Origin of the sequence: Streptomyces sp. NPDC090106, assembly GCF_044747265.1 — a bacterium.
Taxonomy (GTDB): Bacteria; Actinomycetota; Actinomycetes; order Streptomycetales; family Streptomycetaceae; genus Streptomyces.
The window spans coordinates 249,524-274,511 of sequence record NZ_JBIVDS010000002.1 but is presented as its reverse complement, the minus strand read 5'-3'; the positions used below and the strand labels follow the sequence as shown (position 1 = coordinate 274,511).

23 protein-coding genes are annotated in these 24,988 nt (G+C 71.0%); 8 read left to right on the top strand and 15 right to left on the bottom strand.

The window, feature by feature from the left end:
* The first annotated feature begins 34 nt into the window (after window positions 1-34).
* Window positions 35-727, top strand: a complete 693-nt coding sequence (locus ACIPSE_RS06720) for a DUF402 domain-containing protein (RefSeq protein ID WP_401658175.1) — start codon at window positions 35-37, stop codon at window positions 725-727.
* A gap of 271 nt (window positions 728-998) precedes the next feature.
* Window positions 999-3,038 carry a SpoIIE family protein phosphatase gene (locus tag ACIPSE_RS06715; protein WP_401658173.1) on the top strand — a complete coding sequence of 680 codons (2,040 nt, stop codon included), beginning with the start codon at window positions 999-1,001 and terminating at the stop codon, window positions 3,036-3,038.
* Between the two features lie 58 nt (window positions 3,039-3,096).
* On the opposite strand, the gene ACIPSE_RS06710 is transcribed toward ACIPSE_RS06715, so the two are convergent.
* Entirely contained in the window at window positions 3,097-5,259 is a 2,163-nt protein-coding gene (locus ACIPSE_RS06710) for a transglycosylase domain-containing protein (RefSeq protein ID WP_401658171.1), read from the bottom strand.
* Window positions 5,260-5,266: 7 nt separating this feature from the next.
* Here ACIPSE_RS06710 and ACIPSE_RS06705 point away from each other — a divergent pair, with 7 nt between their 5' ends.
* The 4 genes from ACIPSE_RS06705 (at window position 5,267) to ACIPSE_RS06690 (ending at window position 9,274) form a co-directional block, all read left to right on the top strand.
* Window positions 5,267-5,398: a hypothetical protein gene (locus ACIPSE_RS06705; RefSeq protein WP_401658169.1), complete on the top strand. Its 132-nt coding sequence runs from the start codon at window positions 5,267-5,269 to the stop codon at window positions 5,396-5,398.
* Window positions 5,399-5,760: 362 nt separating this feature from the next.
* Window positions 5,761-6,285: a PadR family transcriptional regulator gene (locus ACIPSE_RS06700; protein ID WP_401658167.1), complete on the top strand. Its 525-nt coding sequence runs from the start codon at window positions 5,761-5,763 to the stop codon at window positions 6,283-6,285.
* Window positions 6,282-6,968, top strand: coding sequence for an ABC transporter ATP-binding protein (locus ACIPSE_RS06695; protein WP_401658165.1), 687 nt, complete (start codon window positions 6,282-6,284; stop codon window positions 6,966-6,968). The genes ACIPSE_RS06700 and ACIPSE_RS06695 overlap by 4 nt, the downstream gene beginning before the upstream one ends.
* Entirely contained in the window at window positions 6,965-9,274 is a 2,310-nt protein-coding gene (locus ACIPSE_RS06690) for an ABC transporter permease (protein ID WP_401658163.1), read from the top strand. Before ACIPSE_RS06695 ends, ACIPSE_RS06690 begins: the two co-directional genes overlap by 4 nt.
* Before the next feature lie 73 nt (window positions 9,275-9,347).
* On the opposite strand, the gene ACIPSE_RS06685 is transcribed toward ACIPSE_RS06690, so the two are convergent.
* From ACIPSE_RS06685 to ACIPSE_RS06650, 8 genes are all read right to left on the bottom strand, one after another.
* Window positions 9,348-9,776, bottom strand: coding sequence for a hypothetical protein (locus ACIPSE_RS06685; protein WP_401658161.1), 429 nt, complete (start codon window positions 9,774-9,776; stop codon window positions 9,348-9,350).
* A 4-nt stretch (window positions 9,777-9,780) separates the two neighbouring features.
* Window positions 9,781-10,176 (bottom strand): roadblock/LC7 domain-containing protein, encoded by a 396-nt coding sequence (locus ACIPSE_RS06680; protein WP_401658159.1) that lies wholly within the window; start codon window positions 10,174-10,176, stop codon window positions 9,781-9,783.
* Between the two features lie 81 nt (window positions 10,177-10,257).
* On the bottom strand, window positions 10,258-11,175 hold the full coding sequence (locus ACIPSE_RS06675) for a MarR family transcriptional regulator (RefSeq protein ID WP_401658157.1): 918 nt from the start codon (window positions 11,173-11,175) through the stop codon (window positions 10,258-10,260).
* Window positions 11,176-11,391: 216 nt separating this feature from the next.
* Window positions 11,392-12,363, bottom strand: coding sequence for a LysR substrate-binding domain-containing protein (locus ACIPSE_RS06670; RefSeq protein WP_401658155.1), 972 nt, complete (start codon window positions 12,361-12,363; stop codon window positions 11,392-11,394).
* A gap of 75 nt (window positions 12,364-12,438) precedes the next feature.
* Window positions 12,439-13,716, bottom strand: coding sequence for an AI-2E family transporter (locus tag ACIPSE_RS06665; RefSeq protein ID WP_401658153.1), 1,278 nt, complete (start codon window positions 13,714-13,716; stop codon window positions 12,439-12,441).
* 154 nt (window positions 13,717-13,870) lie between these two features.
* The gene (locus ACIPSE_RS06660; RefSeq protein ID WP_401658151.1) at window positions 13,871-14,554 is read right to left on the bottom strand and encodes a lytic transglycosylase domain-containing protein; all 684 of its coding nucleotides are present in this window, start codon (window positions 14,552-14,554) and stop codon (window positions 13,871-13,873) included.
* A 420-nt stretch (window positions 14,555-14,974) separates the two neighbouring features.
* Window positions 14,975-16,300, bottom strand: coding sequence for a PhoH family protein (locus ACIPSE_RS06655; protein ID WP_401658149.1), 1,326 nt, complete (start codon window positions 16,298-16,300; stop codon window positions 14,975-14,977).
* A 314-nt stretch (window positions 16,301-16,614) separates the two neighbouring features.
* Entirely contained in the window at window positions 16,615-17,388 is a 774-nt protein-coding gene (locus tag ACIPSE_RS06650; RefSeq protein WP_401658147.1) for an isoprenyl transferase, read from the bottom strand.
* Window positions 17,389-18,126: 738 nt separating this feature from the next.
* Between ACIPSE_RS06650 and ACIPSE_RS06645 the strand changes: the two genes are divergently transcribed.
* Window positions 18,127-19,404: a winged helix DNA-binding domain-containing protein gene (locus ACIPSE_RS06645; RefSeq protein ID WP_401658145.1), complete on the top strand. Its 1,278-nt coding sequence runs from the start codon at window positions 18,127-18,129 to the stop codon at window positions 19,402-19,404.
* 19 nt (window positions 19,405-19,423) lie between these two features.
* Here ACIPSE_RS06645 and ACIPSE_RS06640 read toward each other — a convergent pair whose 3' ends face one another.
* Window positions 19,424-20,212 carry a methyltransferase domain-containing protein gene (locus ACIPSE_RS06640; protein ID WP_401658143.1) on the bottom strand — a complete coding sequence of 263 codons (789 nt, stop codon included), beginning with the start codon at window positions 20,210-20,212 and terminating at the stop codon, window positions 19,424-19,426.
* A 174-nt stretch (window positions 20,213-20,386) separates the two neighbouring features.
* Here ACIPSE_RS06640 and ACIPSE_RS06635 point away from each other — a divergent pair, with 174 nt between their 5' ends.
* On the top strand, window positions 20,387-20,887 hold the full coding sequence (locus ACIPSE_RS06635) for a DinB family protein (protein ID WP_401659724.1): 501 nt from the start codon (window positions 20,387-20,389) through the stop codon (window positions 20,885-20,887).
* A gap of 50 nt (window positions 20,888-20,937) precedes the next feature.
* Here the strand turns inward: ACIPSE_RS06635 and ACIPSE_RS06630 are convergent, their stop codons facing one another.
* From ACIPSE_RS06630 to ACIPSE_RS06610, 5 genes are all read right to left on the bottom strand, one after another.
* The gene (locus ACIPSE_RS06630; RefSeq protein WP_401658141.1) at window positions 20,938-21,819 is read right to left on the bottom strand and encodes an LLM class flavin-dependent oxidoreductase; all 882 of its coding nucleotides are present in this window, start codon (window positions 21,817-21,819) and stop codon (window positions 20,938-20,940) included.
* The gene (locus ACIPSE_RS06625; protein ID WP_401658139.1) at window positions 21,816-22,532 is read right to left on the bottom strand and encodes a hypothetical protein; all 717 of its coding nucleotides are present in this window, start codon (window positions 22,530-22,532) and stop codon (window positions 21,816-21,818) included. The genes ACIPSE_RS06630 and ACIPSE_RS06625 overlap by 4 nt, the downstream gene beginning before the upstream one ends.
* A 43-nt stretch (window positions 22,533-22,575) precedes the next feature.
* Window positions 22,576-23,187: a hypothetical protein gene (locus ACIPSE_RS06620; RefSeq protein WP_401658137.1), complete on the bottom strand. Its 612-nt coding sequence runs from the start codon at window positions 23,185-23,187 to the stop codon at window positions 22,576-22,578.
* Between the two features lie 93 nt (window positions 23,188-23,280).
* Window positions 23,281-24,624: a hypothetical protein gene (locus ACIPSE_RS06615; protein ID WP_401658135.1), complete on the bottom strand. Its 1,344-nt coding sequence runs from the start codon at window positions 24,622-24,624 to the stop codon at window positions 23,281-23,283.
* Complete coding sequence (locus tag ACIPSE_RS06610; RefSeq protein ID WP_401658133.1) at window positions 24,621-24,926, bottom strand: hypothetical protein; 306 nt, start codon at window positions 24,924-24,926, stop codon at window positions 24,621-24,623. The genes ACIPSE_RS06615 and ACIPSE_RS06610 overlap by 4 nt, the downstream gene beginning before the upstream one ends.
* Window positions 24,927-24,988: the final 62 nt, after the last annotated feature.

Below are 24,988 nucleotides of genomic sequence, written 5' to 3'. Positions count from 1 at the left end.
GGCGTCGTATGCCCATGGCACCTAATATCTGTGCATGGCAGACGGTGGAGCGGTGAGAGCGGTGGAAGCGGGCACGTCGTCGGTCTTCTGGGAGCCCGGGAGTCAGATCCTGTGGCGGTACCGGGAGAACGGCGGTGCGCGCTTCCACATCGCACGCCCGGTGACCGTCGTGCGCGACGACCCCGAGCTGCTCGCGGTCTGGCTGGCGCCGGGGACCGAGTGCGTGAAGCCGGTGCTCGCCGACGGCACCTCGGTGCACGCGGAGCCGCTGGCCACGCGCTACACCAAGCCGCGCGCCGTGCAGCTCGACCGGTGGTTCGGCACGGGGGTGCTGAAGGTGGCGCGGCCCGGTGAGCCGTGGTCGGTGTGGCTGTTCTGGGAGCCGGGCTGGCAGTTCAAGAACTGGTACGTGAACCTGGAGGAGCCGCTGTCCCGTTGGGACGGCGGGGTGGACTCCGAGGACCACTTCCTGGACATCTCCGTGCACCCGGACCGCAGTTGGCACTGGCGTGACGAGGACGAGTTCGCGCAGGCCCAGCACGACGGCCTGATGCCCCCCGGCCAGGCGGAACGGGTCCGGGCGGCGGGCCGCGCGGCCATCGCCGGCATCCGCGCGTGGGGTGCCCCGTTCGCCGACGGCTGGCAGCACTGGCGCCCGGATCCCTCCTGGGCCGTACCGTTGCTCCCGGAGGACTGGGACCGTACGCCCGCGCACGTGTCCTCATGAGACCCTTGATGCGCCCCCGGGCTACAAACGTAGGATCGTCCTCCGCAAGAGCGCGTGGCGGCAACTGCCAGAGCGTGCACCGAGCTTGACCGATCGTCACCGAGGGGCGGCAGGACGTGATCGAGAGGTACCAGCGCGAGACCGGTACGGACCACGGACGGTCCCCCGCCTCCGGCCGCACCGGGGTTCCGTTCCCGAGGCACGTATTCCGGGTATCGGCACTTCTGCGGGACGAACGGCGCGCAGCCCCCGACGGACGGAACTGACACGCGTGACGGAGCAGCCCACCTCCTTCGAGCGCCCCCAGTCGGGCGTGGACCCCGCGGATCCCCGCGGGGCGCTCCTGCGTGCCTCCACGCCCCCGCACGGCGCCTTACCGGCACAGGCCCGCGCCGACGGCGAGACGGCCCCGCAGGGGCCCGAGGCGGCGGCACAGGGCGATCCCGAGCACTCCCAGCCCTCGGCGACCGCCGCGGGTACCGACACCCACCGGCCGCGTCCGGTGCCGGAGCAGCCCGGGGCCGGGCAGCAGGGGTCCGAGGAGCGGCGTACGGGGCAGGGTGTGACGAAACCGGGGCGGCCGACGCCGATGCGGCGCGACGGGGACCGGCTGCGCTTCGTGGGCGCGGCGACCCGGCGCATCGCGCGCGGCATCGACCTCGACGAGATCGTGATGGGGCTGTGCCGGGCGACCGTGCCGACGTTCTCGGACGCGATCCTGGTCTATCTGCGCGATCCGCTGCCCGTCGGCGACGAGCGGCCCACCGGCCCGCTGGTGCTGCGGCTGCGCCGCACCGACCGGATCCCGGAGGAACGGGACACCGAGGGCGGCGGCTTCGCCATACCCTCGCTCCAGCCCGAACCCACCGAGCTGACCGAACTGTCGGCGATCACCGCCGAGTTGTGCGAGGTACGGACCGGCGGCGCGCTCGCCGAGGTGCTGCGCGGGGTGCGCCCGGTGTTCACCGACTCGCCCGCGGCCCATGCCGCGCTGCCGGAACTGCTCGGCGAGGGCAGCGAGTTGATCGTTCCCGACGGCCGCCGCGCGATCCTCGCCCCGCTGCGCGGCCGGCGCCGGGTGATCGGCGCCGCCCTGTTCCTGCGCCGCCCCGAGCGGCTCGCCTTCGACCCGGACGACCTGCTGGTGGCGGCCCAGCTCGCCACCCACAGCGCGCTCGGCATCGACAAGGCGGTGCTGTACGGCCGTGAGGCGTACATCGCCGACGAACTCCAGCGGACCATGCTCCCGGAGACCCTGCCGCGTCCGACCGGCGTCCGGCTCGCCTCGCGCTATCTGCCCGCCGCCGAGACCGCGCGGGTCGGCGGCGACTGGTACGACGCGATCCCGCTGCCGGGCAGCCGCGTGGCGCTGGTCGTCGGGGACGTGATGGGCCACTCCATGACGTCGGCGGCGATCATGGGCCAGCTGCGGACGACCGCGCAGACCCTCGCCGGGCTCGACCTGCCGCCGCAGGAGGTGCTCCACCACCTCGACGAGCAGGCCCAGCGGCTGGGCACCGACCGCATGGCGACCTGCCTGTACGCCGTGTACGACCCGGTCTCGCACCGGATCACCATCGCCAACGCCGGTCATCCGCCGCCCGTGCTGCTGCATCTGGGCGGGCGGGCCGAGGTGCTGCGGGTGCCGCCGGGCGCCCCGATCGGCGTCGGCGGCGTGGACTTCGAGGCCGTGGAGCTGGACGCGCCCGCCGGGGCGACCCTGCTGCTGTACACGGACGGGCTCGTGGAGTCCCGGCTGCGGGACGTGTGGACCGGCATAGAGCAGCTGCGGGAGAAGCTCGCGGCCACCGCCCAGCTGACCGGCCCGGACCATCCGCCGCCGCTGGAGGCGCTGTGCGACGAGGTCCTCGACATGCTCGGCCCCGGTGACCGGGACGACGACATCGCGCTGCTCGCCGCCCGCTTCGACGGCATCGCGCCCAGCGACGTGGCGTACTGGTTCCTGGAGCCGGAGGACGCGGCACCCGGCCGGGCCCGCCGTCTGGCCCGGCGCGCCCTGTCCCGCTGGGGGCTGGAAGAGCTCAGCGACTCCGTCGAGCTGCTGGTCAGCGAGGTCGTCACCAACGCGGTGCGCTACGCGACCCGTCCGGTGACCCTGCGGCTGCTGCGCACCGACGTGCTGCGCTGCGAGGTCGGCGACGACGTGCCCCAGCTGCCGCGGCTGCGCCAGGCCCGCGCGACCGACGAGGGCGGCCGGGGTCTCTACCTCGTCAACAAGATGGCCCGCCGCTGGGGAGCGACCCGGCTCAGCACGGGCAAGGTCGTCTGGTTCGAGCTGAACCGGGGCTGACGACGACGAGCGGCACGGACGAAGGGCGCCCGGCGGGAGATCCGCCGGGCGCCCTTCGTCATTGCTCGCTGTCCGGGTCGACCGGATCCTCGGGGATGTCCTCCGTCGGGTCCGTGGTCGTCGGGGTCGACGGCGCGGTCGTCGTCGGGGTCTGGGTCGGTGTCTGGGTGGGGGTCTTCGACGGCGTCTGGGTCGGGGCCTGGGTCGTCGGTTCCTCGGTCGTCGGCTCGTCGCTGGGGGTCGGGCTGGCCGACTTCGTCGGGGTCGGGGTGTACGACGGCTCCACCGCCGCGCCCTGGTCGGTCTCCAGGTCGAACTTGGCGTCCGTGTCCGTCACCCCGAACATGTACGCCGCCCAGATCTGCGCCGGGAAGCCACCGCCGTTGACCCGGTCGAAGCCGCCGGCGCCGTACATCTTCGCCTGCGCCTTGGTCTTGTAGTTCTCACCGAACAGCCCCACCGACGTGACCAGGTCGGGCGTGTAGCCGGTGAACCAGGCCGAGAGGTTGTCGTCGGAGGTACCGGTCTTGCCGGCGACCTCCTGGCCCTGGCGCTTGGAGTTGTCGCGGACGGACGTCTTGGCCGTACCGTCGTCGACCACGCCGGTCAGCACCGAGGTCACCGCGTCGGCGGTCTCACGGCTGATGACCTGCTCGCCGATCGGGTCGGGCATCTCGATCGGTGTGCCCTGCTTCTCGGCCGACTCGATGATGGTCGGGGTGACCTTCTTGCCGTGGTTGTCGAGCGTGGCGTAGACGCCGGCCATCTGCAGCGGGCTCGCGCCCATGGTGCCGAGGGTGTAGGCGGGCAGCGCCTTCAGGTCGCCGGTGTCCATGCCGAGCTTCTCGGCGGTCTCCAGGACCTTGTCCATGCCGACGTCGACGCCCAGCTGCGCGAACACGGAGTTGATCGACTTGTTCATCGCCGTCTGGACGGTGACGTCGCCGTAGTCGGTGTCGTCCTCGTTCTCCGGGTCGAAGGCGATGTCGCTGCCCTCGACGGGGCGCTTGCTCGTGCCGTCGTAGACCGTGTTCGCGGTGATCTTCTTGTCGTCCTGGGTCTGCGCGCCCTCCTCCAGGGCGGCGGCCAGGATGACGGGCTTGAAGGTCGACGCGGGCTGGTAGTCGGTGCGGTTGGCGTTGTTGAAGTAGTGCTTGACGTAGTCCTCGCCGCCGTACAGGGCGACGATCTTGCCCGTCTTCGGGTCGACGGAGGCGGCACCGGCCTGGATGTTCTTGTCGACCTTGCGCTTGTCCGGGTCGAGGTTGTCGGTGAGCTGGGTCTTCACCGCTTTCTCGAGCTGGGCCTGCTTCTTCTTGTCGATGTTCAGGGTGACGGTGTAGCCGCCGCGCCTGATCTGGGCCTCGGCCTCGTCCTCGGAGATGCCGTCCTGGCTCACCAGCTGCTTGACCAGCTGCTGCTTGGCGAGCTTGACGAAGTAGCCCTTCTGGCCCTTGAGTCCGGCGTCGACCTTGGGCTCCTTCGGCGTCGCGAACTTCATGTCCGCGCGCTTTCCGGCGTCGAGCCAGCCCTCCTCGACCATGTTGTCCAGGACGTAGTTCCAGCGGGCCGTGACCAGCTTCTTGCTGGTCGCCGAGGCGACCGCCCAGTCGTACTGGCTCGGGGCCTGGAGCAGGGCGGCGAGGTAGGCGCCCTGTTCGACGGAGAGCTTCTCGGCGTCGACGCGGTAGTACGCCTGGGCGGCGGCCTGGATGCCGTAGGCGTCGCGGCCGTAGTAGCTGGTGTTGATGTAGCCCGCGAGGATCTCGTCCTTGGTCTTCTGGCGGTCCACCTTCAGGGAGATCACCAGCTCCTTGAGCTTGCGGGTGACCGTCTGTTCCTGGCTCAGGTAGTAGTTCTTGACGTACTGCTGGGTGATCGTCGAGCCGCCCTGCGCGCCCTTGCCGCTGAGCGTGTTGTACAGGCCGCGGGCGGTGCCCTTCAGGTCGACGCCGGAGTCGCTGTAGAAGCTCTTGTTCTCGGCGGCGACGAAGGTCCGCTGGACGTCCTTGGGCACCTTGGCCAGGTCGACGATCTCACGGTTCACGTCGCCCTCGCGGGCCAGGACGGAGCCGTCGCTGTACTCGAAGATGTTGCTCTGGAGCTCCGCCTCGGCGTTCCCCTCGGGGACCGGCACGAGGATGTAGAGCAGGAGGAAGCCGCCGATGCCGAGCAGGCAGAGGCCGAGGAACGTGCCGAGGACCTTCTTCCAGGTGAACATCCTGCGGATGAAGCTCCTGTCGGACGCCTTCGCGGACGCCCGGCCGGCCGACCTGCCGGACGTCTCGCCCGCCGCCGTCGCCGTCGAGGCGTTGCCGGTGGCCCGCCGTGAGGAACGGTCCTTGGGCGCGGCGCGGTGACCGCCGCGCTGACGCGCTCGTCTCTCTTCCGCTCGTCCCATACGTCCGTTCCGCTCCGCTTCGCTCAAGTGTGCGCAGATGTCACACAGGTTCCCCGCCCAGGTCAGCTCAGAAAGCTAACACCGGGAGATGTGACCAAGGGCGGCCGATCCGTCCTTTTTCGGACGTGACAATCAGCACCCGTCCCGATGGAACCGACCAGTGAGCAGCGCGAAGGGTTGCCCTGGCATGGACATCGCATCCCCGGTCCCGTGTAGCAGAACCGTGACAATCGGCCCCCACCTGGGCCGTCGTACACCGGGCCATGATCTACACACTCCGCGTATACATCGTGGGTATACACCCCGTGTACAGTCCTCGGCATGTCCATCGGTCACACCCTTCTAGGGCTCCTGGAGTCAGGCCCGCGCCACGGTTACGACCTGAAGCGGGCCTTCGACGAGAAGTTCGGTCACGACCGGCCGCTGCACTACGGCCAGGTCTACTCGACGATGTCCCGGCTGCTGAAGAACGGCCTCGTGGAGGTCGACGGCATCGAGCCCGGCGGCGGTCCCGAGCGCAAGCGGTACGCGATCACCGAGGCCGGCGTCACCGACGTCCAGCAGTGGCTCGCGACGCCCGAGAAGCCGGAGCCGTATCTCCAGTCGACGCTGTACACCAAGGTCGTCCTCGCGCTGCTCACCCACCGCGACGCGGCCGACATCCTCGACACGCAGCGCTCCGAGCATCTGCGGCTGATGCGGATCCTCACCGACCGCAAGCGCAAGGGCGATCTCGCCGACCAGCTGATCTGCGATCACGCCCTGTTCCATCTGGAAGCCGATCTGCGCTGGCTGGAACTGACCGCCGCGCGGCTCGACAAGCTCGCCGAGGCGGTGGCCAAGTGACTCCTGCCGGTTCCCTGCTGGTCGCCGACGACCTGCACAAGGCGTACGGGCCCACCGTCGCCCTCGACGGCGCCGAGTTCTCCATCCACCCGGGCGAGGTCGTCGCCGTGATGGGCCCCTCCGGGTCCGGCAAGTCGACCCTGCTGCACTGTCTCGCCGGGATCGTGCCGCCCGACTCCGGGTCGATCGTCTACAACGGGCACGAGATGGCCACCATGAGCGATGCCGGGCGCAGCCGGCTGCGCCGCTCGGAGTTCGGGTTCGTCTTCCAGTTCGGCCAGCTCGTCCCGGAGCTGACCTGCGTGGAGAACGTGGCGCTGCCGCTGCGGCTGAACGGCACCCCGCGCAAGGACGCCGAGCGGGCGGCCCTGAAGTGGATGGAACGCCTGGAGGTCGACGGGCTGCGCAAGAAGCGGCCCGGCGAGGTCTCCGGCGGCCAGGGCCAGCGGGTCGCCGTGGCCCGCGCCCTGGTGACCGACCCGCGGGTGCTCTTCGCCGACGAGCCGACCGGCGCGCTCGACTCGCTCAACGGCGAGCGCGTGATGGAGCTGCTCACCGACGCCGCCCGCTCGACCAACGCGGCCGTCGTGCTGGTGACGCACGAGGCACGGGTCGCCGCCTACTCCGACCGCGAGATCGTCGTACGGGACGGCAGGTCCCGGGACATGGAGCGCGTCGTATGAGGCAGTCGCTCAGGGACTTCGCCATGGGGGCCAGGTTCGCGTTCGCCGGAGGGCGCGAGGGCTGGGTGCGGGTCCTGCTCACGGGGGTGGGCGTGGGGCTCGGGGTGGCGCTGCTGCTCCTGGCCACCGCGCTGCCGAACGCGCTGGAGGCACGGCACGCGCGGGAGGACTCCCGCTCCGACATGTCGTACACCTCCACCTCGGTCGAGAAGGGCGACGACACCCTGATCGTCGCGAGCGCGGGCACGACCTACCACCACAAGTCCGTCCGGGGGCGGGCCCTGGAGCCGGAGGGCGCGCGGGCGCCGCTGCCGCCCGGGGTGGCGAGGTTCCCCGCGCCCGGCGAGATGGTGGTCTCCCCCGCGCTGGACGCGCTGCTGAAGTCGGCCGACGGGAAGCTGCTGCGGGAGCGGCTGCCGGACCGGATCGTCGGGACCATCGGGGAGAGCGGGCTGATCGGCTCGGCCGAACTCGCCTTCTACCGGGGCGCCGAAGGGCTCGCGCCGCAGATCAACGGCGGCAGCATCGACCGCATCGACCGCTTCGGGACCACGGACACCATGCCGGACACCATGGACCCGGTCCTGCTGCTGCTGATCCTCGTCGTGCTGGTGGCGCTGCTGACGCCCGTCGCCGTGTTCATCGCGGCGGCCGTGCGGTTCGGCGGCGAACGGCGTGACCGGCGGCTCGCCGCCCTCAGGCTGGTGGGCTCCGACTCCCGGATGACGCGGCGGGTCGCCGCGGGCGAGGCGCTCGCGGGGGCGCTCCTCGGTCTGGTGTTCGGCGCGGCCTTCTTCCTGCTGGGCCGGGAGATCGCGGGGTCCGTCGAGGTCTTCGACGTGAGCGTGTTCCCCAGCTATCTCAACCCCTCGCCGGCGCTGGCCCTGCTGGTGGGCCTCGTGGTGCCGCTGGCCGCCGTGCTGGTCACGCAGTTCGCGATGCGCGGGGTGGTGATCGAGCCGCTCGGCGTGGTCCGCACGGCGAAGCCCTCGCGGCGCCGGCTGTGGTGGCGGCTGCTGCTGCCGGTGGCCGGACTGGCGATGCTCTACCCGATGATCGGGCAGGGCAACGAGGGCGGCGACTTCAACGAGTACCTCGTCGTCGGCGGTGTGGTGGGCCTGCTGGTCGGTATCACCGCGCTGCTGCCGTGGATCGTCGAGGCGGTCGTCGCCCGGCTGGGCTCGGGCCCGGTCGCCTGGCAACTGGCGGTACGGCGGCTCCAGTTGAGCAGCGGCACCGCGGCCCGCATGGTCAACGGCATCGCGGTGGCGGTGGCCGGGGCGATCGCCCTGCAGATGCTGTTCGCCGGTGTCGACGGGGACTACAGCGAGCCGACGGGCAAGGACCTGTCCGTGGCGCAGATGCAGGTCGACCTGCCGACGGGCCACTCCGTGGCCGCCGCCCGCCGCACGTTCGACGAGGTGCGCGGGGTCGAGGGGGTCATCGGGCTGTCGTCCGCGTACCTCGGCGACAAGCGCAAGGACGCCGTGAACGTGATGGAGGCGACCGTCGCCGACTGCGCCTCGCTGCGCGAGGTCGCCCAGCTGCCCACGTGCGCCGACGGCGACGTCTTCCGCCTCACCGGCTCCGAGTACGAGGACACGTCGGCGGCCGTGGTGGCGCCGGGCCGCACCCTGTGGTTCGAGCAGGCGGACGAGCCGGTCTCCTGGACGGTGCCGCAGAACATCAGGGAGGCCAGGTCCGTGCCCGACCCGAACGGGATCAGGCGCGGAGGGCTCGTGCTGACGCCGGGTGCCCTGCCGAAGAACACCGGCGAGGCCGTCACTGGGCAGCTCTTCCTCAACCTCGACGACTCCGTGCCGGACGTGCGCGAGCACGTCCGCAACACGGCGGCGGGCATCGACCCGTACCGCGAGCCCATGGAGTGGGTGTCGACCGAGCGCGACGACACGTACACGTCGATCCGCACCGGTCTGTTCGCGGGCGCCGCCTGTGTCCTGGCCCTGATCGGCGCGAGCCTGCTGGTCTCCCAGCTGGAGCAGTTGCGCGAGCGCAGGAAGCTGCTGTCGTCGCTGGTCGCCTTCGGCACCCGGCGGCGCACGCTGAGCCTGTCGGTGCTGTGGCAGACGGCCATCCCCATCGGCCTCGGGCTGCTGCTCGCGTCCGCGGTGGGGCTGACGCTGGGCGCGGTCCTGATGAAGATGACGAAGGTGCCGGTGGCGGTGGACTGGCCGAGCGTGCTGTCGATGACGGGCGCGGGCGCCGCGGTCGTCCTCGTGGTCACGCTGCTGAGCATGCCGCCGCTGCTGCGGCTGATGCGGCCGGACGGGCTGCGCACCGAGTAGCCGCCGGCCCGGCCGGTGACGGAGGAGGGGCCCGCGCCATCGCGGGCCCCTCCTCCCGTGTCCGGGCTCCGGCTCAGAGGCTGTACTCCCGCACCACCCGGCGGACCTGGGCGAACAGCATGCCGACGTTGACCGACTTGCGGCACACCACCACGGCCACGACGTCCTGTTGCTCGCTCAGCCGCACGAACAGGTGCGTGAGGTTCTCGCTGTTGACCAGGATCTCCTGGAAGAAGTGGGCGTCGGTGCTGACGCCCCGGCGTTCCTTGAAGACGTCCTCGATCATCACGACCGTGCGTCCCTGGAACAGGTCGAGGGTCGCGCCCGCGAGGAGGTCGAGGACCTCCGGCGGATGGTTCTCGACCGTCTCGTACGACAGCAGCATGCCGGTGGACATGTCGACCACACCCGAGGCGACACAGTCCGGGGCGTCCGTACGCAAGTGCTTGACCAGGGCCATCACCTGGTCGGAGAAACCTGTGGTCATACGCTTCGTCGCCATCCCTTCAGACTCCTTCCGCGGCCTTTTCGGCCGTACCGGTGAGGATCGAGTCGATTCGGTCCAGAGCGGGCTGGGTGGCCCGGTGCAGTCCTTCCACGTCCATGCCCTCGTCGCCGAGGACGACCATCAGGGCGGTGTCCCCGACGGCGTAGAACGCGGCGCAGCCGTGACTTCCGTAGGTCACCGTCCGGCGCAGGGTGCCCCGCCCGGTCGCGCCGACGGTGCGGCGGGCGAGGCCGAGGCCGGCCGCGGCGAGGGCGGCGAGGCCCTCCGGGTCGATGGAGTCGGCCGTGTCGGCGGCGATGAGCAGTCCGTCGGCGGCGGCGACCGCGGTGTCGGTGATGCCGGTCACCTGTTCCCTGAGGCCCCGCATTTCGAGGGCCAGGGCTTGGTGATCCATGTAATCAACTCCCCTATTTCTGTTCGCATTTCTGTTCGCATTTCTGTTCGCATTCGATCGGCTGACGAGGAATCGGCTCGGTTATCGGGGCGCTCCGTTCCGCAGACGGAAGAATCCTTTCCAGCTCGCTCCGTCCTGCCCCGGGTCCAGTGCCTCGGCGATACCGCTCGCACCGGGGCGGCGGCGCGGCAGTTCGGCGGGGACGGCGTCGACGGGCGGCCCGGGCGGGAGCGGCGGGGGCGGGGGTGCCGGTTCCCGTGGCCGGACGGCCTGGATGTCGGGCGGTGGCCGCACCGGGACGGGGAAGGGCACCTCGGGGCAGGCGAGCAGCCCCTCGGCGAGCATGCGGGCGATCTCGACGGTGACCGTGTAGACGCCGCGTCCGGTACGGAAGGCCAGGTCACGGGCGGTACTGCGGCCGTCGGCGCGGGTGAACAGGTCGTACTGGAGCTCGGTGCGCGGCTCGGCCTCGGGGACCGCGGTCGGGCGTTCCCGGTCGGGCCGTACCGCGTAGGGCAGGGTGGCGAGGGCGGCGAGGCGGCGGGTGGCGTCCTGGAGCAGCCGGCCCGGCGGTTCCCCGACGGCGACGGTCGCGAGCGGCTCGGCGCCGGTGGCGCGTTCGCACTCCTGGACCTTGCCCGCGGCGATCGCGAAGGCCGCGTCGTGCAGCGCCATCACGCAGACGACCCGCAGCTGCGCGGCGCCCGCGTACCCCCCGGCGATCAGCCCGGACGCCGGCCAGCGCAGTCCGCCGGACTCCCTGACCAGGGTGGCCCACTGCTCGCCGGTGATCCGGCCGGAGCGCAGCAGCAGCGCCTCGGGACCGGGCGCGCCGGGGCTGTCGGCGCCCACGACGAACCCGTTGCGCAGGTACAGGACCCCGCCGGGGGTGCCGTCCACCCGCAGTTCCCCGGTGAACTCCTCACGGGCGCAGGCCAGCAGCGCGGCTGCCAGCAGGTTGTAACCGACACGGTCGAGGGAGTCCCGGACGCCCGACATCACTCCCCCTGGCATCAAGCTGCATTTCGCACATACGCCTGGCGCGTAGCACTGAGGGGGGTATGTGTATCAGCCGCCGGGCATATTTCGAGGCCGGTATCCCGTCCTGCTCCCGACTGACGGAATCTGCGCTGCCGGGCACGTCAATTCGCTTTGTTCGGCGCTCATTTGACCGAATGCGCGACGGATTCCGGGGCCGGACGGAACGCGGGCCCCTCAGGCCCCCGCCGGTTCCACCACGCGCACCGGCAGCGCCCGCAGCGCCTCCCGCAGGGCGCCCGCCAGTTCCCGGTACTCGGCGGCGCGGGCGGCGCCCGTGCGCAGGGCGAGGGCGATACGGCGGGCGGGCGCCGGGGCGGTGAAGGTTCCGGTGCGCAGGAGGTCGTTGCGGCCGGTCTCGACCGTGACCGCGGTACGGGGCAGCAGGGTCACGCCGAGGCCGCCGGCGACGAGCTGGACGAGGGTGGAGAGCCCGGCGGCCGTGGTGGTGACGGGGGCGTCCGCGCGCCCGGCCTCACGGCACACGTCGAGGGCCTGGTCGCGCAGGCAGTGCCCCTCGTCGAGGAGGAGCAGGTCGAGGCCGGCGAGGACCTCGCGCGGAATGTCCTGGTGGCCGGCGAGCGGGTGGCCGAGAGGGGTGACGAGCACGAAGTCCTCGTCGAAGAGGGGCAGTTCGACGACGCCGGGCACGCCGAGCGGCACGGCGAGCAGGAGCAGGTCGAGACGGCCGGTGGTGAGCCCGTCGACGAGGGGGGCGGTCTGCTCCTCGTGCACCTGGAGGTCGAGGGCGGGGTAGCGCTCGTGGACGAGCCGCAGCACGGTCGGCAGGAGGTAGGGCGCGGCCGTCGGGATGACGCCGAGGCGCAGCACACCGGTGAACGGGGCCCGGACCGCCTCGGCCTCCTCCAGCAGCGCGGCGACCTCGTCGAGCACCGCCCTGGCCCGTACGGCGAGCCGCTCACCGGCGGGCGACAGCAGCACCTTGCGGGTGGTGCGTTCCAGGAGCGTCACCCCGAGGGTCTCCTCCAGCGCGGCGACGGCGCCCGAGAGGGCGGGCTGGCTCATACCGATCGCGGCGGCGGCGTCCCGGAAGTGCAGATGCTCGGCGACGGCGGTGAAGGCCCGCAACTGGGCGAGGGACGGCTGACGCCGCCTGACTCCGTTGCCCGCGGAACTGCTGACGGTCACTGATGGATCCTTTCGGTCATCAGGACCGAGCGTAGCGATCTCCCCGGTCAGCGCATGTCGAGCGGCGTCCGCCGGTCATCCCTGCGGCTGGGGCGGCGGCTGTGCCGGCCCCTCGGCCCGGTCCTGGACGTCGGCGACCACGTCCCGGCCGCGTTCCCGGTCGTAGGAGCGCAGATAGCCGACCACCGTGTTGGTCACGGCGACCAGGGGCACGGCGACGACGGCGCCGCCGAGTCCGGCCACCATGCCGCCCGCCGCGACGGACAGCACCACGGCCAGCGGGTGGACCCTGACGGCCCGGCCGAGGATGAACGGCTGGAGGATGTGCCCCTCGATCTGCTGCACGGCGAGGACCACGGCGAGCGTCATGACGGCCGTGAACACGCCCTGGGTGACCAGGGCGACGACGACGGCGAGCGCGCCGGAGACGACCGCGCCGACGAGCGGGATGAACGCGAACAGGAAGACGAACACGGCGAGCGGCACGGCCATCGGCACGTCGAGGAAGTAGATCCCGAGGCCGATGAAGATGGCGTCGATGAGCGCGACCACCACCGTCCCTCGGACGTACGCGGTGAGCGTGGCCCACGCGCGCGGTCCGGCTCCGGCGACCCCCGGCCGGGCGGCGGCCGGCACGAGCTTCAGCGTCCACTCCCAGATCCGCTTGCCGTCGTAGAGCAGGAACAGCGTCGAGAAGGCGGCCAGCAGGATGCCGGTGAGCGCCTCGACGACGACGGTCACGCCCTCCAGGCCCGCGGAGGTGATCTGGTCGGTGTTGGCGCCGACCGCGTTGCGCAGGTTCTCGGCGATGTCGTTGATCTGCTTGTCGGTGACGTGGAAGGGGCTGTTGAGCAGCCAGTTGCGCAGCTCGTCGATGCCGTCCTGGACCTGGTCGGAGACGTTGTCGAGGTTCTCCATGACCTGCCAGGTCACGAACCAGCCGATCAGCCCCATGATCACGAAGCCGAGGATGGCCGTGAGGGCGGTGGCGAGGCCGCGCGGGACGCCGTAGCGCCGCAGCCGGGCCACGGCGGGCTGGAGGAGCGCGGTGATGAGCAGCGCGGCGACGAAGGCGAGCACGACGAGCTGGACGGCGCTGATGACCCGCATGAGGATCCACAGAGTGCCCGCGAGCACGAGCAGCCGCCAGCCGGCCTCCGCGGCGACCCGCATGCCCCAGGGGACCATCTGCGCGGGCTCCGGGCGGGGCAGCACGGGGGCGGGCGGCGGCGGGGGCTCCGGCGGCGGCGGGTCGCTCTCCCGCTCGACCTCGGCGCGGCGCTCGTCCAACCGCTCCCCCACCTCCGTCAGCCTGGAGCCGATCCGGCCGAGCCAACCTGGCACTCGCGACATGATCCGTCCTCTTCCCCCGTCTTTCCCCACCACTCCCCCCGGAGTCGTCCCGACCGACCGTACAGGTCCCCCGACACACACGATCGAAGCCCCTCACCGAAGGACGGTGAGGGGCTTCGAAAGGTTGAGCGGGTTCGGCGACCCGGTACCGGGATCAGTACCAGTGGTTCGCCTGCCAGAACGTCCAGGCCTCACAGGGGCTGCCGTAGCGGCTGTCCATGTAGTTGAGGCCCCACTTGATCTGGGTGGCCGGGTTGGTCTGCCAGTCGGAACCGACGGACGACATCTTGGAGCCAGGAAGCGCCTGGAAGAGGCCGTAGGCGCCGGACGAGGCGTTGACGGCCTGGTAGTTCCAGCTGGACTCGTGGTCCACGATGTTGCTGAAGCACTGGAACTGCCCGCTGGGCACCATCTGGGCCGCCATCGCCTTGATCTGCGCGACGGTGTAGGAGCTCTGCACGGGGAAGCTGGAGGAGCTGCGGGAAGCGGCGGCCTTGGCCTCGGCCCGCTCCTTGGCTTCCTTCGCGGCCTGCTCGGCGGCTTCCTTCTTCTGCACGGCAGTCTCGGCGGCCGCCTTGCGGGCGGACTCCTCGGCGTCCTTCTTGGCGCTCGCGTCGGCCGCGATCGCCTGGACGTTGGCCTGCTGCGTCAGGGACGCGGTCTGCACCTGGGCCTGCTGGCCCGCGGGTATGTCCGCGAGGAGCGTCGAATCGGCGGCCGTCGCCTCGGCGTCGTTCGGCTGCGCGACACTGCCCGAGGCAACGCCGACGACGCTTCCGACAGCGGTGACCGCGGTGGCGGAGGCCACTGCGAATCCCCGGACCGAAATCGGACTCACACGGTTTCCTTCCAGCATCGCCCGCTTCGGTGACCCTGGCGGACGCAATCGTGCCCTTGGCGCTGGCCTCCCCACTGCACGGTCACGGGAGGCACGGGCCCGGTGGGCAACTCCCGTGAGGGAGGCGCCGTGTGGTACTCGGGCGGCATACGACGTCGACTATGGAGTTGAACTGTGGTGCCGTACCTCCCCCACTACAAAGATGTGGGGGTACCCCCAGGGGTACAGGTGTGTCGTATGCGGGGCCTGACAGGAATGAGACTCTGCCGTACCCCGGCGGCGAGTGGCAATTCCGAGTTGCGTGTGAAAGCTCACATCCCGTTTGACGCAAGGGATTTTGAGAAGTCTCGGCGCGCGAAGGCGCCGCCCCGCTAAGCTCAATGGCTTTCGCGGGACGGCGCCAACTGACCTGCGGCTATCTCAGATTTGACCGTCTTCCAGCATTTCGGTCACAAGTGCCGCGATCTGCGACCTCTCGGACCGGGTCAGGGTCATATGGGCGAAGAGCGGGTGCCCCTTCAGCTTCTCCACGACGGCGACGACACCGTCGTAGCGCCCGACGCGCAGATTGTCCCGCTGTGCCACGTCATGGGTGAGAACCACCCGTGAATTGGCCCCGATCCGGGACAGAACGGTGAGCAGCACATTCCGTTCCAGGGACTGCGCCTCGTCCACGATCACGAACGCGTCGTGCAGCGAGCGGCCTCGGATGTGGGTGAGCGGGAGGACTTCGAGCATCCCGCGCGCGGTGACCTCCTCGATGACCTCACGGCTGGTGACCGCGGAGAGCGTGTCGAAGACCGCCTGCGCCCAGGGGCTCATCTTCTCGGCCTCGGAGCCCGGCAGATAGCCGAGTTCCTGCCCGCCGACCGCGTACAGCGGACGGAAGACCATCACCTTCTGGTGCTGGCGCCGCTCCAGGACGGCTTCGAGGCCCGCGCAGAGCGCGAGCGCCGACTTGCCGGTGCCGGCCCGGCCGCCCATGGACACGATCCCGACGTCCGGGTCGAGGAGCAGATCGAGCGCGATCCGCTGCTCGGCGCTGCGGCCCTTGATGCCGAACGCCTCCCGGTCGCCGCGCACCAGACGGACGTTGCCCTCGGCCGTGACCCGGCCGAGCGCCTTGCCGCGCTCGGAGTGGATGGTCAGACCGGTGTGCACGGGCAGCTCGGACGCCTCGGGGGCGTACACGTGCCCTTCCTCGAAGAGGATGTCCACCTGTTCGGCGGGCAGCGTCAGTTCGGACATCCCGGTCCAGCCGGAGGAGTCCGTGATGGCGAGTTCGGCGCGGTACTCCTCGGCGAGGAGCCCGACGGAGGACGCCTTGATCCTGAGCGGTAGGTCCTTCGACACGACGGTGACGTCGAACCCCTCGGCCTGCAGATTGCGGGCGACCGCGAGGATGCGGGAGTCGTTGTCCCCCAGGCGGTAGCCGCTCGGCAGAACGCTGGGGTCCGAGTGATTGAGCTCGACACGGACGGTGCCACCCAGTTCCCCGATCGGGATCGGGGCGTCGAGACGGCCATGCTTGACCCGGAACCCGTCGAGCAGGCGCAACGCCTGCCGGGCGAAGTAGCCGAGTTCGGGATGGTGCCTCTTGGCCTCCAACTCCGTCACCACGACGATCGGCAGCACGACCTCGTGCTCGTCGAAGCGGCTCAGGGCGTTGGGGTCGGCCAGCAGGACGCTGGTGTCGAGAACATAGGTGCGCCGGTCAGGAAGACGACGCTTTGTGCTGGTCACCACGGAAGGACGTACCCCCTCGGATGAGGTCGGGGAGCGACGGAGTGGAGCTGGACCGGTCGACGGCCCGTTTGCACGGGCCGGAAACCGGCCCTCCGCCTGTTCGTCCGCGCGGTCACCGCACGTTCGGGCTGGTGCAAAGGGCCTCCCGGGCGGACGGCCCCGTGCCGCCCGCTGAGATCCGACACCCGTGGTTCGGGTGTCGACCTGCTTGGCTTATGCCCTCGAACATGCGTCACCATGCCGACGCATATGTCGGCGCGCTGGTGAACTCCTCGTTACTCGCGTCCCTGCCGCGTGTGACCGTCCGCCGGAGGTCAGCCGCCGTAACGGCGATGACGCGCCGCGTAGTCGCGCAGGGCGCGCAGGAAGTCGACCTTGCGGAAGGCCGGCCAGAAGACGTCGCAGAAGTAGTACTCGGAGTGGGCCGTCTGCCACAGCATGAATCCGGACAGCCGCTGCTCGCCGCTGGTGCGGATCACGAGGTCGGGGTCGGGCTGGGCGCCGGTGTAGAGGTGGCGGCCGATCGCGTCGACGGTGACGGACTCGGCGAGCTCCTCCAGCGAGGTGCCGCTGTCGGCGGCGTCGAGCATCATCGAGCGCATGGCGTCGACGATCTCCTGGCGCCCGCCGTAGCCGATGGCGACGTTGACCAGTATCCCGTCGACGTGGGAGGTGGACTCCTCCGCCTCCTTGAGCGTGGTCTGCATCTGCTGCGGCAGCAGGTCGAGGGTGCCGACGTGGTGGACGCGCCAGCGGCCGTCGGAGGCGAGGGTGCGGACGACGTCCTCGATGATGCCGAGCAGCGGGCCGAGTTCGTCCTGGGGCCGGTCGAAGTTGTCGGTCGACAGCAGCCAGAGGGTGACGACCTCGACATCCGTCTCGGTGCACCAGCCGAGGAACTCCTCGATCTTCTCGGCACCCGCCCGGTGACCGTGCACGGTCGTGGCCTTCGCGGCCTTCGCCCAGCGGCGGTTGCCGTCCATGATGACGCCGATGTGCTTGGGCACCTGAGCGTGGTCCAGGTGACCTTCCACCCGGCGCGCGTAGAGCCTGACGAGCAGGCCGCGCAGCTTGTCGCGCAGGTTCACGTGATGAGAGCCCCTCCGTGCGTTGCGGATCCCCGCGTCAGGCAGGGTACCGGGGGTTGCGGCCAGGGTTGCCTTCGGGGCTGGGGGTGGGCTGGGCGACCGCTGTGCCCGGACACAAAAAACGGGCCGGTCCGTGGGGGGGAGACGGACCGGCCCGAGGGGGGGTTTCCACCATAACCCTTCGTAAGTGATGCTGCGCGCATCGGCGGGAGACAACTACTCTCCGCATTCACGCGGCGACGGCCCGATGAGCGCGAAACGCCTGGTTCATGGCCGGTTCATGGCCGAATCACAGGGGAATTTCCGCCGCGACACCCCATCCCCCACTCGGGTGAACCGTGTCGCGGGCGTCCCTTTGACGGGGTCGCGGGCGCCCGCTTGACGGACCTCGGGCGGCGTGCGGACAGGGCGCCGCGCGGCCCCCTCCACCGCGCGGTGCCCTACGCGCGGCTTTGCTCACGCGAATTACCTTGGCCTGAACCTACGTGAGCCGAGGGCGGGAAGCGAGCCATCGGTGATAACGATGCGGAAACTCGGCGAACGCCGTGGATATCAAGGGGAAATGGACCATTCGTGCACTGATTGCCCAGATTTGCGATCTCGGACCGCGATCGGCCGCGGAGAGCGGTGAAGGGCTGCGTGAAGGGCTGCGTGCAGGGCTGCGTGAACGACTGTGTGAGCGGCTGCGGGCGGGCATCGAGGACCGCATCCGACCTAGTCGGCTCCTAGCGTCGAGCCATGACAGTGAGGATCACGTGGGAACAGGCCGCCGCACGCCGCCTCGAACGACAGTTCCTGGCCACGTCCGCGAACGGCTCCGTGGCACCGGCGGACGTGGCCGCCGCGATGCTCGGGGCGCACGCCCAGGTGCTGTCCGCGGCGGAACTCTCGGTGGGACTGCGGAGCGAGGGGCTCACCCGGGCGGACGTCCGCGCGGCTCTGTGGAGTCCGGGTCCGTCGGAGGGAGGTTCGGAGGCGTTGCGGGGAGGTTCGGCGGCGGCGCGGGGAGGTTCGGTGGCGTTGGGGGGAGGTTCGGCGGCGTTGCGAGAGGGTTCGGCGGCGGGGCTCGTGAAGACGCACGGCCCGCGCGGCACCGTCCATCTCCTCCCCGCCCGTGAACTGCCCCTGTGGTGCGGGGCGCTGCCCGCGATCCCGGCCGGCGGAAGCGGCTTCGCGCCCGGCGTGCGGACGACCCCCGAGCAGGCCGAGCGGATCGTGGCGGCGATCGGGGAGGCGCTGGACGGCGTGTGCCTGACCGTCGACGAGCTGAACGACGAGGTCGTGGCCCGTACCGGACCCTGGGCCGGTGACCTGGTGATGCCGGCCTTCCAGACCCTGTGGCCGCGCTGGCGCCAGGTCATGCACCGGGCCGGCTGGTCCGGCGCCCTGTGCTTCGGCCCGAACCGCGGCCGGAAGGTGACGTACACCCGCCCGCCCCGCTTCACCCCGCTGCCGGCCGAGAAGGCGGTACGGGAACTGGTACGGCGGTATCTGCGCGCGTACGGCCCCTCGACACCGGCGTGGTGCGCGAAGTGGCTCGCCGCGCCCGGGGGTTGGACGACGGGGGTGTTCCGGTCGATGGCGGAGGACGGGCAGATCGAAGAGGTCCGGTTCGAAGAGGTCCGGTTCGAGGAGGCAGGGGCGTGGGTGGTGGCGGGGGACACCGGGTTTCCGGCGGAACCCACGAGAGGCGTGCGCCTGCTGCCGTACTTCGACGCCTACGGCATCGCCGCGCGGCCCCGCGAACGGCTGTTCCCCGGGGAGGCGTACCGGAGGGCGCTGGCGGGCGGGCAGGCGGGGAACCACCCGGTGCTGCTCGTCGACGGGACGGTGGCCGGGGTCTGGCACCAGCGGCGCCGTGGACGTCGTACGACGGTGACGGTGGAGCCGCTCGGGCGGCTGACGGCGCGGCAGGCAAGGGAGTTGGCGGAGCGGGCGGAGCGGGTGGGTGCGGTGCTGGAGGCGCCGGAGGTGGAGCTGGTGGTGGGGAAGGTGACGACCGGGCCGCATGCGTGAGGGCGCCGGGCGCGGCCGGTCATCGTCTGCGGGCGTCGACGAGGTGGCGGGTGCTGTGCGCGACGAAGGCGCCCTCGGCCTCGATGTGCCGGTGAAGGGCGCGGAGCCGGTCGTCGTACTTCTCGACGGTGAAGTCCGGGACCATCCAGACGACTTTGCGCAGGAAGTGGACGACGGCGGCGATGTCGTGGAACTCGATCCGCAGGCGTTCCGCGCGCAGATCGACGATGTCGAGCCCGGCGGCCTCGGCGGCGGCGCGTTCGCGGTCGGGGTGGCGGGCGGAGAGCACCGCGTCGGGGAGGGGGCCGAGGAAGTGCTCGACGAGCTCGAAGACACTGGCCGGGCCCACGTGTTGGGCGAAGTAGGTGCCGCCGGGGCGCAGGACGCGGGCGATCTCGGGCCAGTTCGGGCTGACGGGGTGGCGGCTGGAGACGAGGTCGAAGGCGCCGTCCGCGAAGGGCAGCGGAGCGTCCTCGGGCGAGGCGACGACGGCGACGCCCCGCGAGCGCAGCAGTGCGGTGGCCTTGGCGATGTTGGGCGGCCAGCCCTCGGTGGCGACGGCCAGCACCGGTGCCTTCGGCGCGACCTGGCGCAGGGCGAAGTCGACGACCTCCCCTCCCCCGGTCTGGAGGTCCAGGGCGGCGGTCGCCCCGGCGAGCCGGTCGGCGAGGGCGGTGGCGAACCCCCAGGAGGGACGCGCCTCGGTGGCCCGGCCCTCGAACCAGGAGAAGTCCCAGCCGTCGGTGGGGACGGCGGCTCCCTCGGCGACGAGTTCCTCGAAGGGGCGGTGCGCGTGACCGGGGTTCATGGGGAGATCGTCGCAGAGGGGTGTCGGTGGGCGCCGGGATTTATGGCGCGGTGATGTGGGGCGCTGCTATTCATGGGCGGCATGACGAGTACGGATGCGGGTGCGGGTGCGGATGGAAGTACGGGTGCGGGTGCGAGTAGGGGTACGGGTGCGGGTGACGGCGGAGCGACGGGGCTGCCGTACGCGGGCGGGGAGAAGGAGACCCTGCACGCGAGTCTGAACCTGATGCGGGAGGCGGTGCTGTGGAAGCTGGAGGGGCTCGACGACGAGCGGCTGCGGCGCCCGATGACCCCGTCGGGCACCAGCCTGCTCGGCCTGGTGAAGCATCTGGGGTCGGTGGAGTACGGCTGGTTCGTGGAGAGCTTCGGCCGTGAGGTGGAGCCGCTGTGGTTCGACCCGTACGAGGGGGAGGACATGAGCGCGGGCGAGGACGAGACGACCGAGCGGATCGTCGCCTTCCACGCCCGGGCCCGCGCCGCCGCCGACCGCGCGATCACCGAACTCCCCCTCGACGCCGTCGGCCGGCCCCCGTGGCGGGACCACACCGTCACCCTGCGCTGGGTCCTGGTCCACATGATCGAGGAGACGGCTCGCCACGCGGGGCACATGGACGTGGTGCGGGAGCTGCTGGACGGGGCCACGGGGGCCTATCGGCCGGGGCGTTCGGGCGTGTAGGGGATGCAGGGGATGTAGGGGATGTAGGGGATGTAGGCAGGGGGGGTCGGTCAGCCGGCGACCAGGGGGCGCACCCGCTCGGCGGTGAACCGTACGAACCCCTCCGGGTCGGGTTCGTCGCCCGTGGGCTGGAGGATCACCGTGTCCGCGCCGGCCTCCGCGAGCCGCTGGACCGCCTTCGCGACGGCGCCGGCGTCTCCGGCGACCCCGAGGTCGGGCACGGCGCCGAGCCCCTCGGCCTCGAGTTCGGCCCGGAGCCGGGCGGGCCCGTCGGTGCCGGTGGCGGTGAGGAGATAGACGACGACGTGATGCGCCTCGGCGCCGCGGCCGGCGGACTCCCGCCCCTCGTCGATGAGCCGGCGTGCGGTGCGGACGCCGTCGGCGGTGGTGGAGGCGGTGAGGACGGTCCCGTCGGCGGCCTCGCCGGAGAGCCGCAGGGTGCGGGGGCCGGTGGCGCCCGCGAGCACGGGTGGCACGGGGCCCGTGGGGGGCCAGTCGAGGGCGACGTCGTCGAGCCGGACGTACCGGCCGTGGGTCGTGACCCGTTCCCCGGCCAGCAGGGCGCGCAGCGCGACGAGATGCTCCCGCAGGAGGGTCAGCGGGGACTCGGGCCGCGCGCCCACCTGAGCCATCCAGTCCTGCACGCCGTGTCCCACGCCGACGACGGGACGTCCGGGGAACATGCGGTGCAGCGCGGCGACTTCCATGGCGGTGACGGCGACGTTCCGCAGCGGGACGGGCAGCAGCCCCACTCCGACCTTGACCCGCTCACTCCACGCGAGGGCCGCCGCCGCCGTGGAGATGCCGCCCTCCCTGAAACAGTCCTCCCACAACCACAGTTCCTCCAGCCCCGCCCCGTCGGCGACCTCGACGACCTCCCGAAGCCGCTCGGGGGCGAGCTGGGGCCTGAACACCGCGCCTAGTCCGGTCATGAGCGTGTCCCTACCCGCCCGGCCCCCCGACGACCACTCCCCGCCCCACATTCCAGGGGGTTCTCGAACCGGACGGTCTCCGCGATCCGCCGCAGCACGACCCGGTACTCGGCCCGCCGGACGACAGCACCCGTGCTGAGGGTGAGGACGGCGAGGCGTTTGTTGTCGGGGTGGGGGAGGTGGGCGTGGAGTTGCAGCAGCGGCTGTTGCGGCAATTCGCTCTCTGGCGCCGGTGCGACCGTGGACTCGCTGAACGTTCCCGGGCCGCAGGGCAGCTCGACGAACTCGATCCGGCTGTGACCTGGGGTGGAGGTCACCGCCCGTGCCGCCGTGATCCCGCGCGGTGCGACGGACGTCTCCAGCCAGGAGATGGTGAACAGGGAGAAGAGAGGCAGAGCGTCGGAGTCGTCCGGGCCCTCGCCGTCATCCCGGTGAAGCCCGATGGAGCAGTGAACCGTACCGACGTCTCGAAGTGCCCCGAGGAGCTTCTGGGCCGAGGCGATTCTCTCGATGAACTGCCGACGGTCCGAGGCATCGTGGGCGGTCGCCAGGAGGGGTGCGGCTGCGGTGCGCAGATTCTCGGCGCCCGGGGAGCCCGGCTCGGAGAGCAGCGTCTCCATCGGTACCGCGGTGAATCCGGCGGGTTCGGCGAACCACAGCTCCGCGTGGGGGTCATTGAAGGATTCGTGGACGAGGACGGTGGGGGTGCTCATGGTCCCTGTCAGGTGGGGGGAGTTCTCGGGCGGATAGGGAGCCTCAGGCAGGATCGATCGCGGGAATTCGGGCGCCGGCTCGGTGCGCGCGTTCGGAGTCGGCCGGGCCGGCTGCCTCCCACCCTCTGTGTCCGGCCTTCTTGCCGAACGCAGAGGGCTGATAGAGGAAATGCAGTCGCCGGGGGGCCGCCGAGTTCTTCGCGGACACCGCGACGACTCCGAGGAAGCGCGGGTCGCCAGAGAACCACAACGGCTCCAACTGCGCTTTGAGCCCGGCCTTGGTACGCGGACCTCCGATATGCCTCAACCACCAGAGTGAGCGGTGATGACTGACGAAGGTGAGCGGAATACACCGGTGTGCGGATCCGGCCGGGTCCGGCAGTTCGATCCAGATTCCGTCGTCCTCGGCGGCCGGGTGCTCGTCGACTCCACGGGGCACAGCGGTGAGCAACTGCCAAGGGTAGAACTGGAGAACTCGGCGCATTCTGAACGCTGTCGGGAAGTAGCCCAACTGGACGACCGAACGGTACAGCGCGTAGCAGAGCGTCGGCGCGAAGAGCAGGGCGAACCCCGGAGACAGGAACGCCACCAGGCCGTAGAGCTGCCCGATCCAGGCGGCGGACCAGGCGATGAGGCCGACGGTGTTTATGGCCATGTGCCGCGCCCAGGCGCGACGCGTGGGGGGATGGTCCCACCCCATGGCGTGGTCGGCAGGGTTCACCGATGTTCCCTTTCCTCTCGCGGTGGGTCAGAAGACATGGCCGAGGAGCTTGAAGACCCCGCCGTTGTCCAGGACGAGTCGTGATCCGTCGATTCCCGCGACGGTTCCGTCCTTGATTCCGTCGTCCTCGGCGTCCACCAGCTTGTTGTGAAGGCCGAAGCCTCCGGTCCCCACTCCCGCGACACCGGATGTCACGGTCACCGCCCTGGCGGCCCTCTCCGGATCGCTCAGTCCTCGGACGGCACGTGCGATGAGCGGGTTGTCCAGTTGGGCGATGGCCTTCGCCTCGTCCATCGTCTTGGCCCCGTAGACGGCCGCTCGTTGCCCGAGGCCCGACGCCTCGGTGCTTCGCATGGCCGCCCGGAGTCCTGTGTAGGCGCCCTTGCCGATCGCTCCGGCACCGGGCAGCGCTCCCGCGAGATCAGCGCCCACGGACACCAGATTGCTCCAGAAGTCCGCGTCCAACTCGCCCTTGGTGAAACCGTCTTCGAGTGACGCCCAGGTCTCGGCGTCCGAGATCCTCAGCGTGAACGCGGCCATGCTGATCGCCGAAGACGTGAGCATGAGTGCCGCCACCGTGGCCAGGCCCCAGCCGAGTGGGCCCGAGAGCAGGAGCGCCGCCAGGGCGATGGTTCCCGCGACGAAGCTCAGGATGTCGGGGAGGTTGTCGCCGAGCCAGTCGAGCGCCTCGTCGAACCAGCCCGGCTCGTGCGGCGTGAGCTTCTTCGTGGCGTCCCGGATCCTGTCCGCCCGGCGCCCGGCCTGCTCCTCGTGCTCCTCGGCGAGCTTGTGCGCCCTGGCGATGACCTTCTCCAGTTCGGCCTCGGCCTCGTCCACCGCCCGCTCGGCGCTCGCAGGCGTCTTCTTCGCCGTCTCACGACCGGGATCGTCTCCCGCCTCGGCCGCGCGCCCCCTCGCACGGTCCACCGCCTCACGGGCACTCTTCGCGTCCCCTTCGAGCTTCCTGGCCCGCCGCTGGAAGTCGTCCAGCTCCTCCTCCCACCGGACGAGCTGCCGGGCCGCCTTGCGGATCGAATGCGCGGAGTTCTTCAGGTTCAACGGCAAGGGCCCGCCGTCGAGTTGCTCCCGGAAGGCGACCGCCGCGTCACCCTTCCAGCAACTCCCGTCGAGCAGCTTGGTGACGACGTCCCGGGCGTCCTCAAGTGTCCTGGCGCAGGTGCCGAGCTTCTTGTGGAGTTCCCGAACGGTCTGCGGGTCGCCGGGCACGGGGTTGAACCCCAGATGCGGAAAGTCGGGGTTCGCGATACGCGGTGCCGACTGGAGCCCCTGCGGTTTCGTGAGGTCCGAGGCGTGCCCGCGCAGCCGGGAATCGGTCGGGGCGGGGCGTTCCACGCCCGGCGTGACGGTCATTTCCCGCCCCCGGCGGCCTTGGCCAGGGCCGCTTCGAGCGCGTCGTCCACCTCGCGGTAGCTGTCCCGGCCCTTGCCGATGATCTCGGCCAGGTCCTCGGTCTGCTTGCCGATCTCCTCGGCGCCGTACTTCCACTCCTCCTGGAAGAACTCGCACGCGATGTCGAGATCGTCCGTGCCGAGCCCTTGGACGCTCGCGTCGGCGAGTGCCTTGCGGACACCGGCGAGCGAGGTCACCGACTTTCTCAGCTTCCCCATGAAGTCGGAGAGTTCGTCACCGTCGACGGCCAACCGCTCTGCCATGCGCCCGCTCCCCGCTGCTCGCCCTGCGCGCGAGTGAGGGACTCTATCCGTCCGACCGGCCA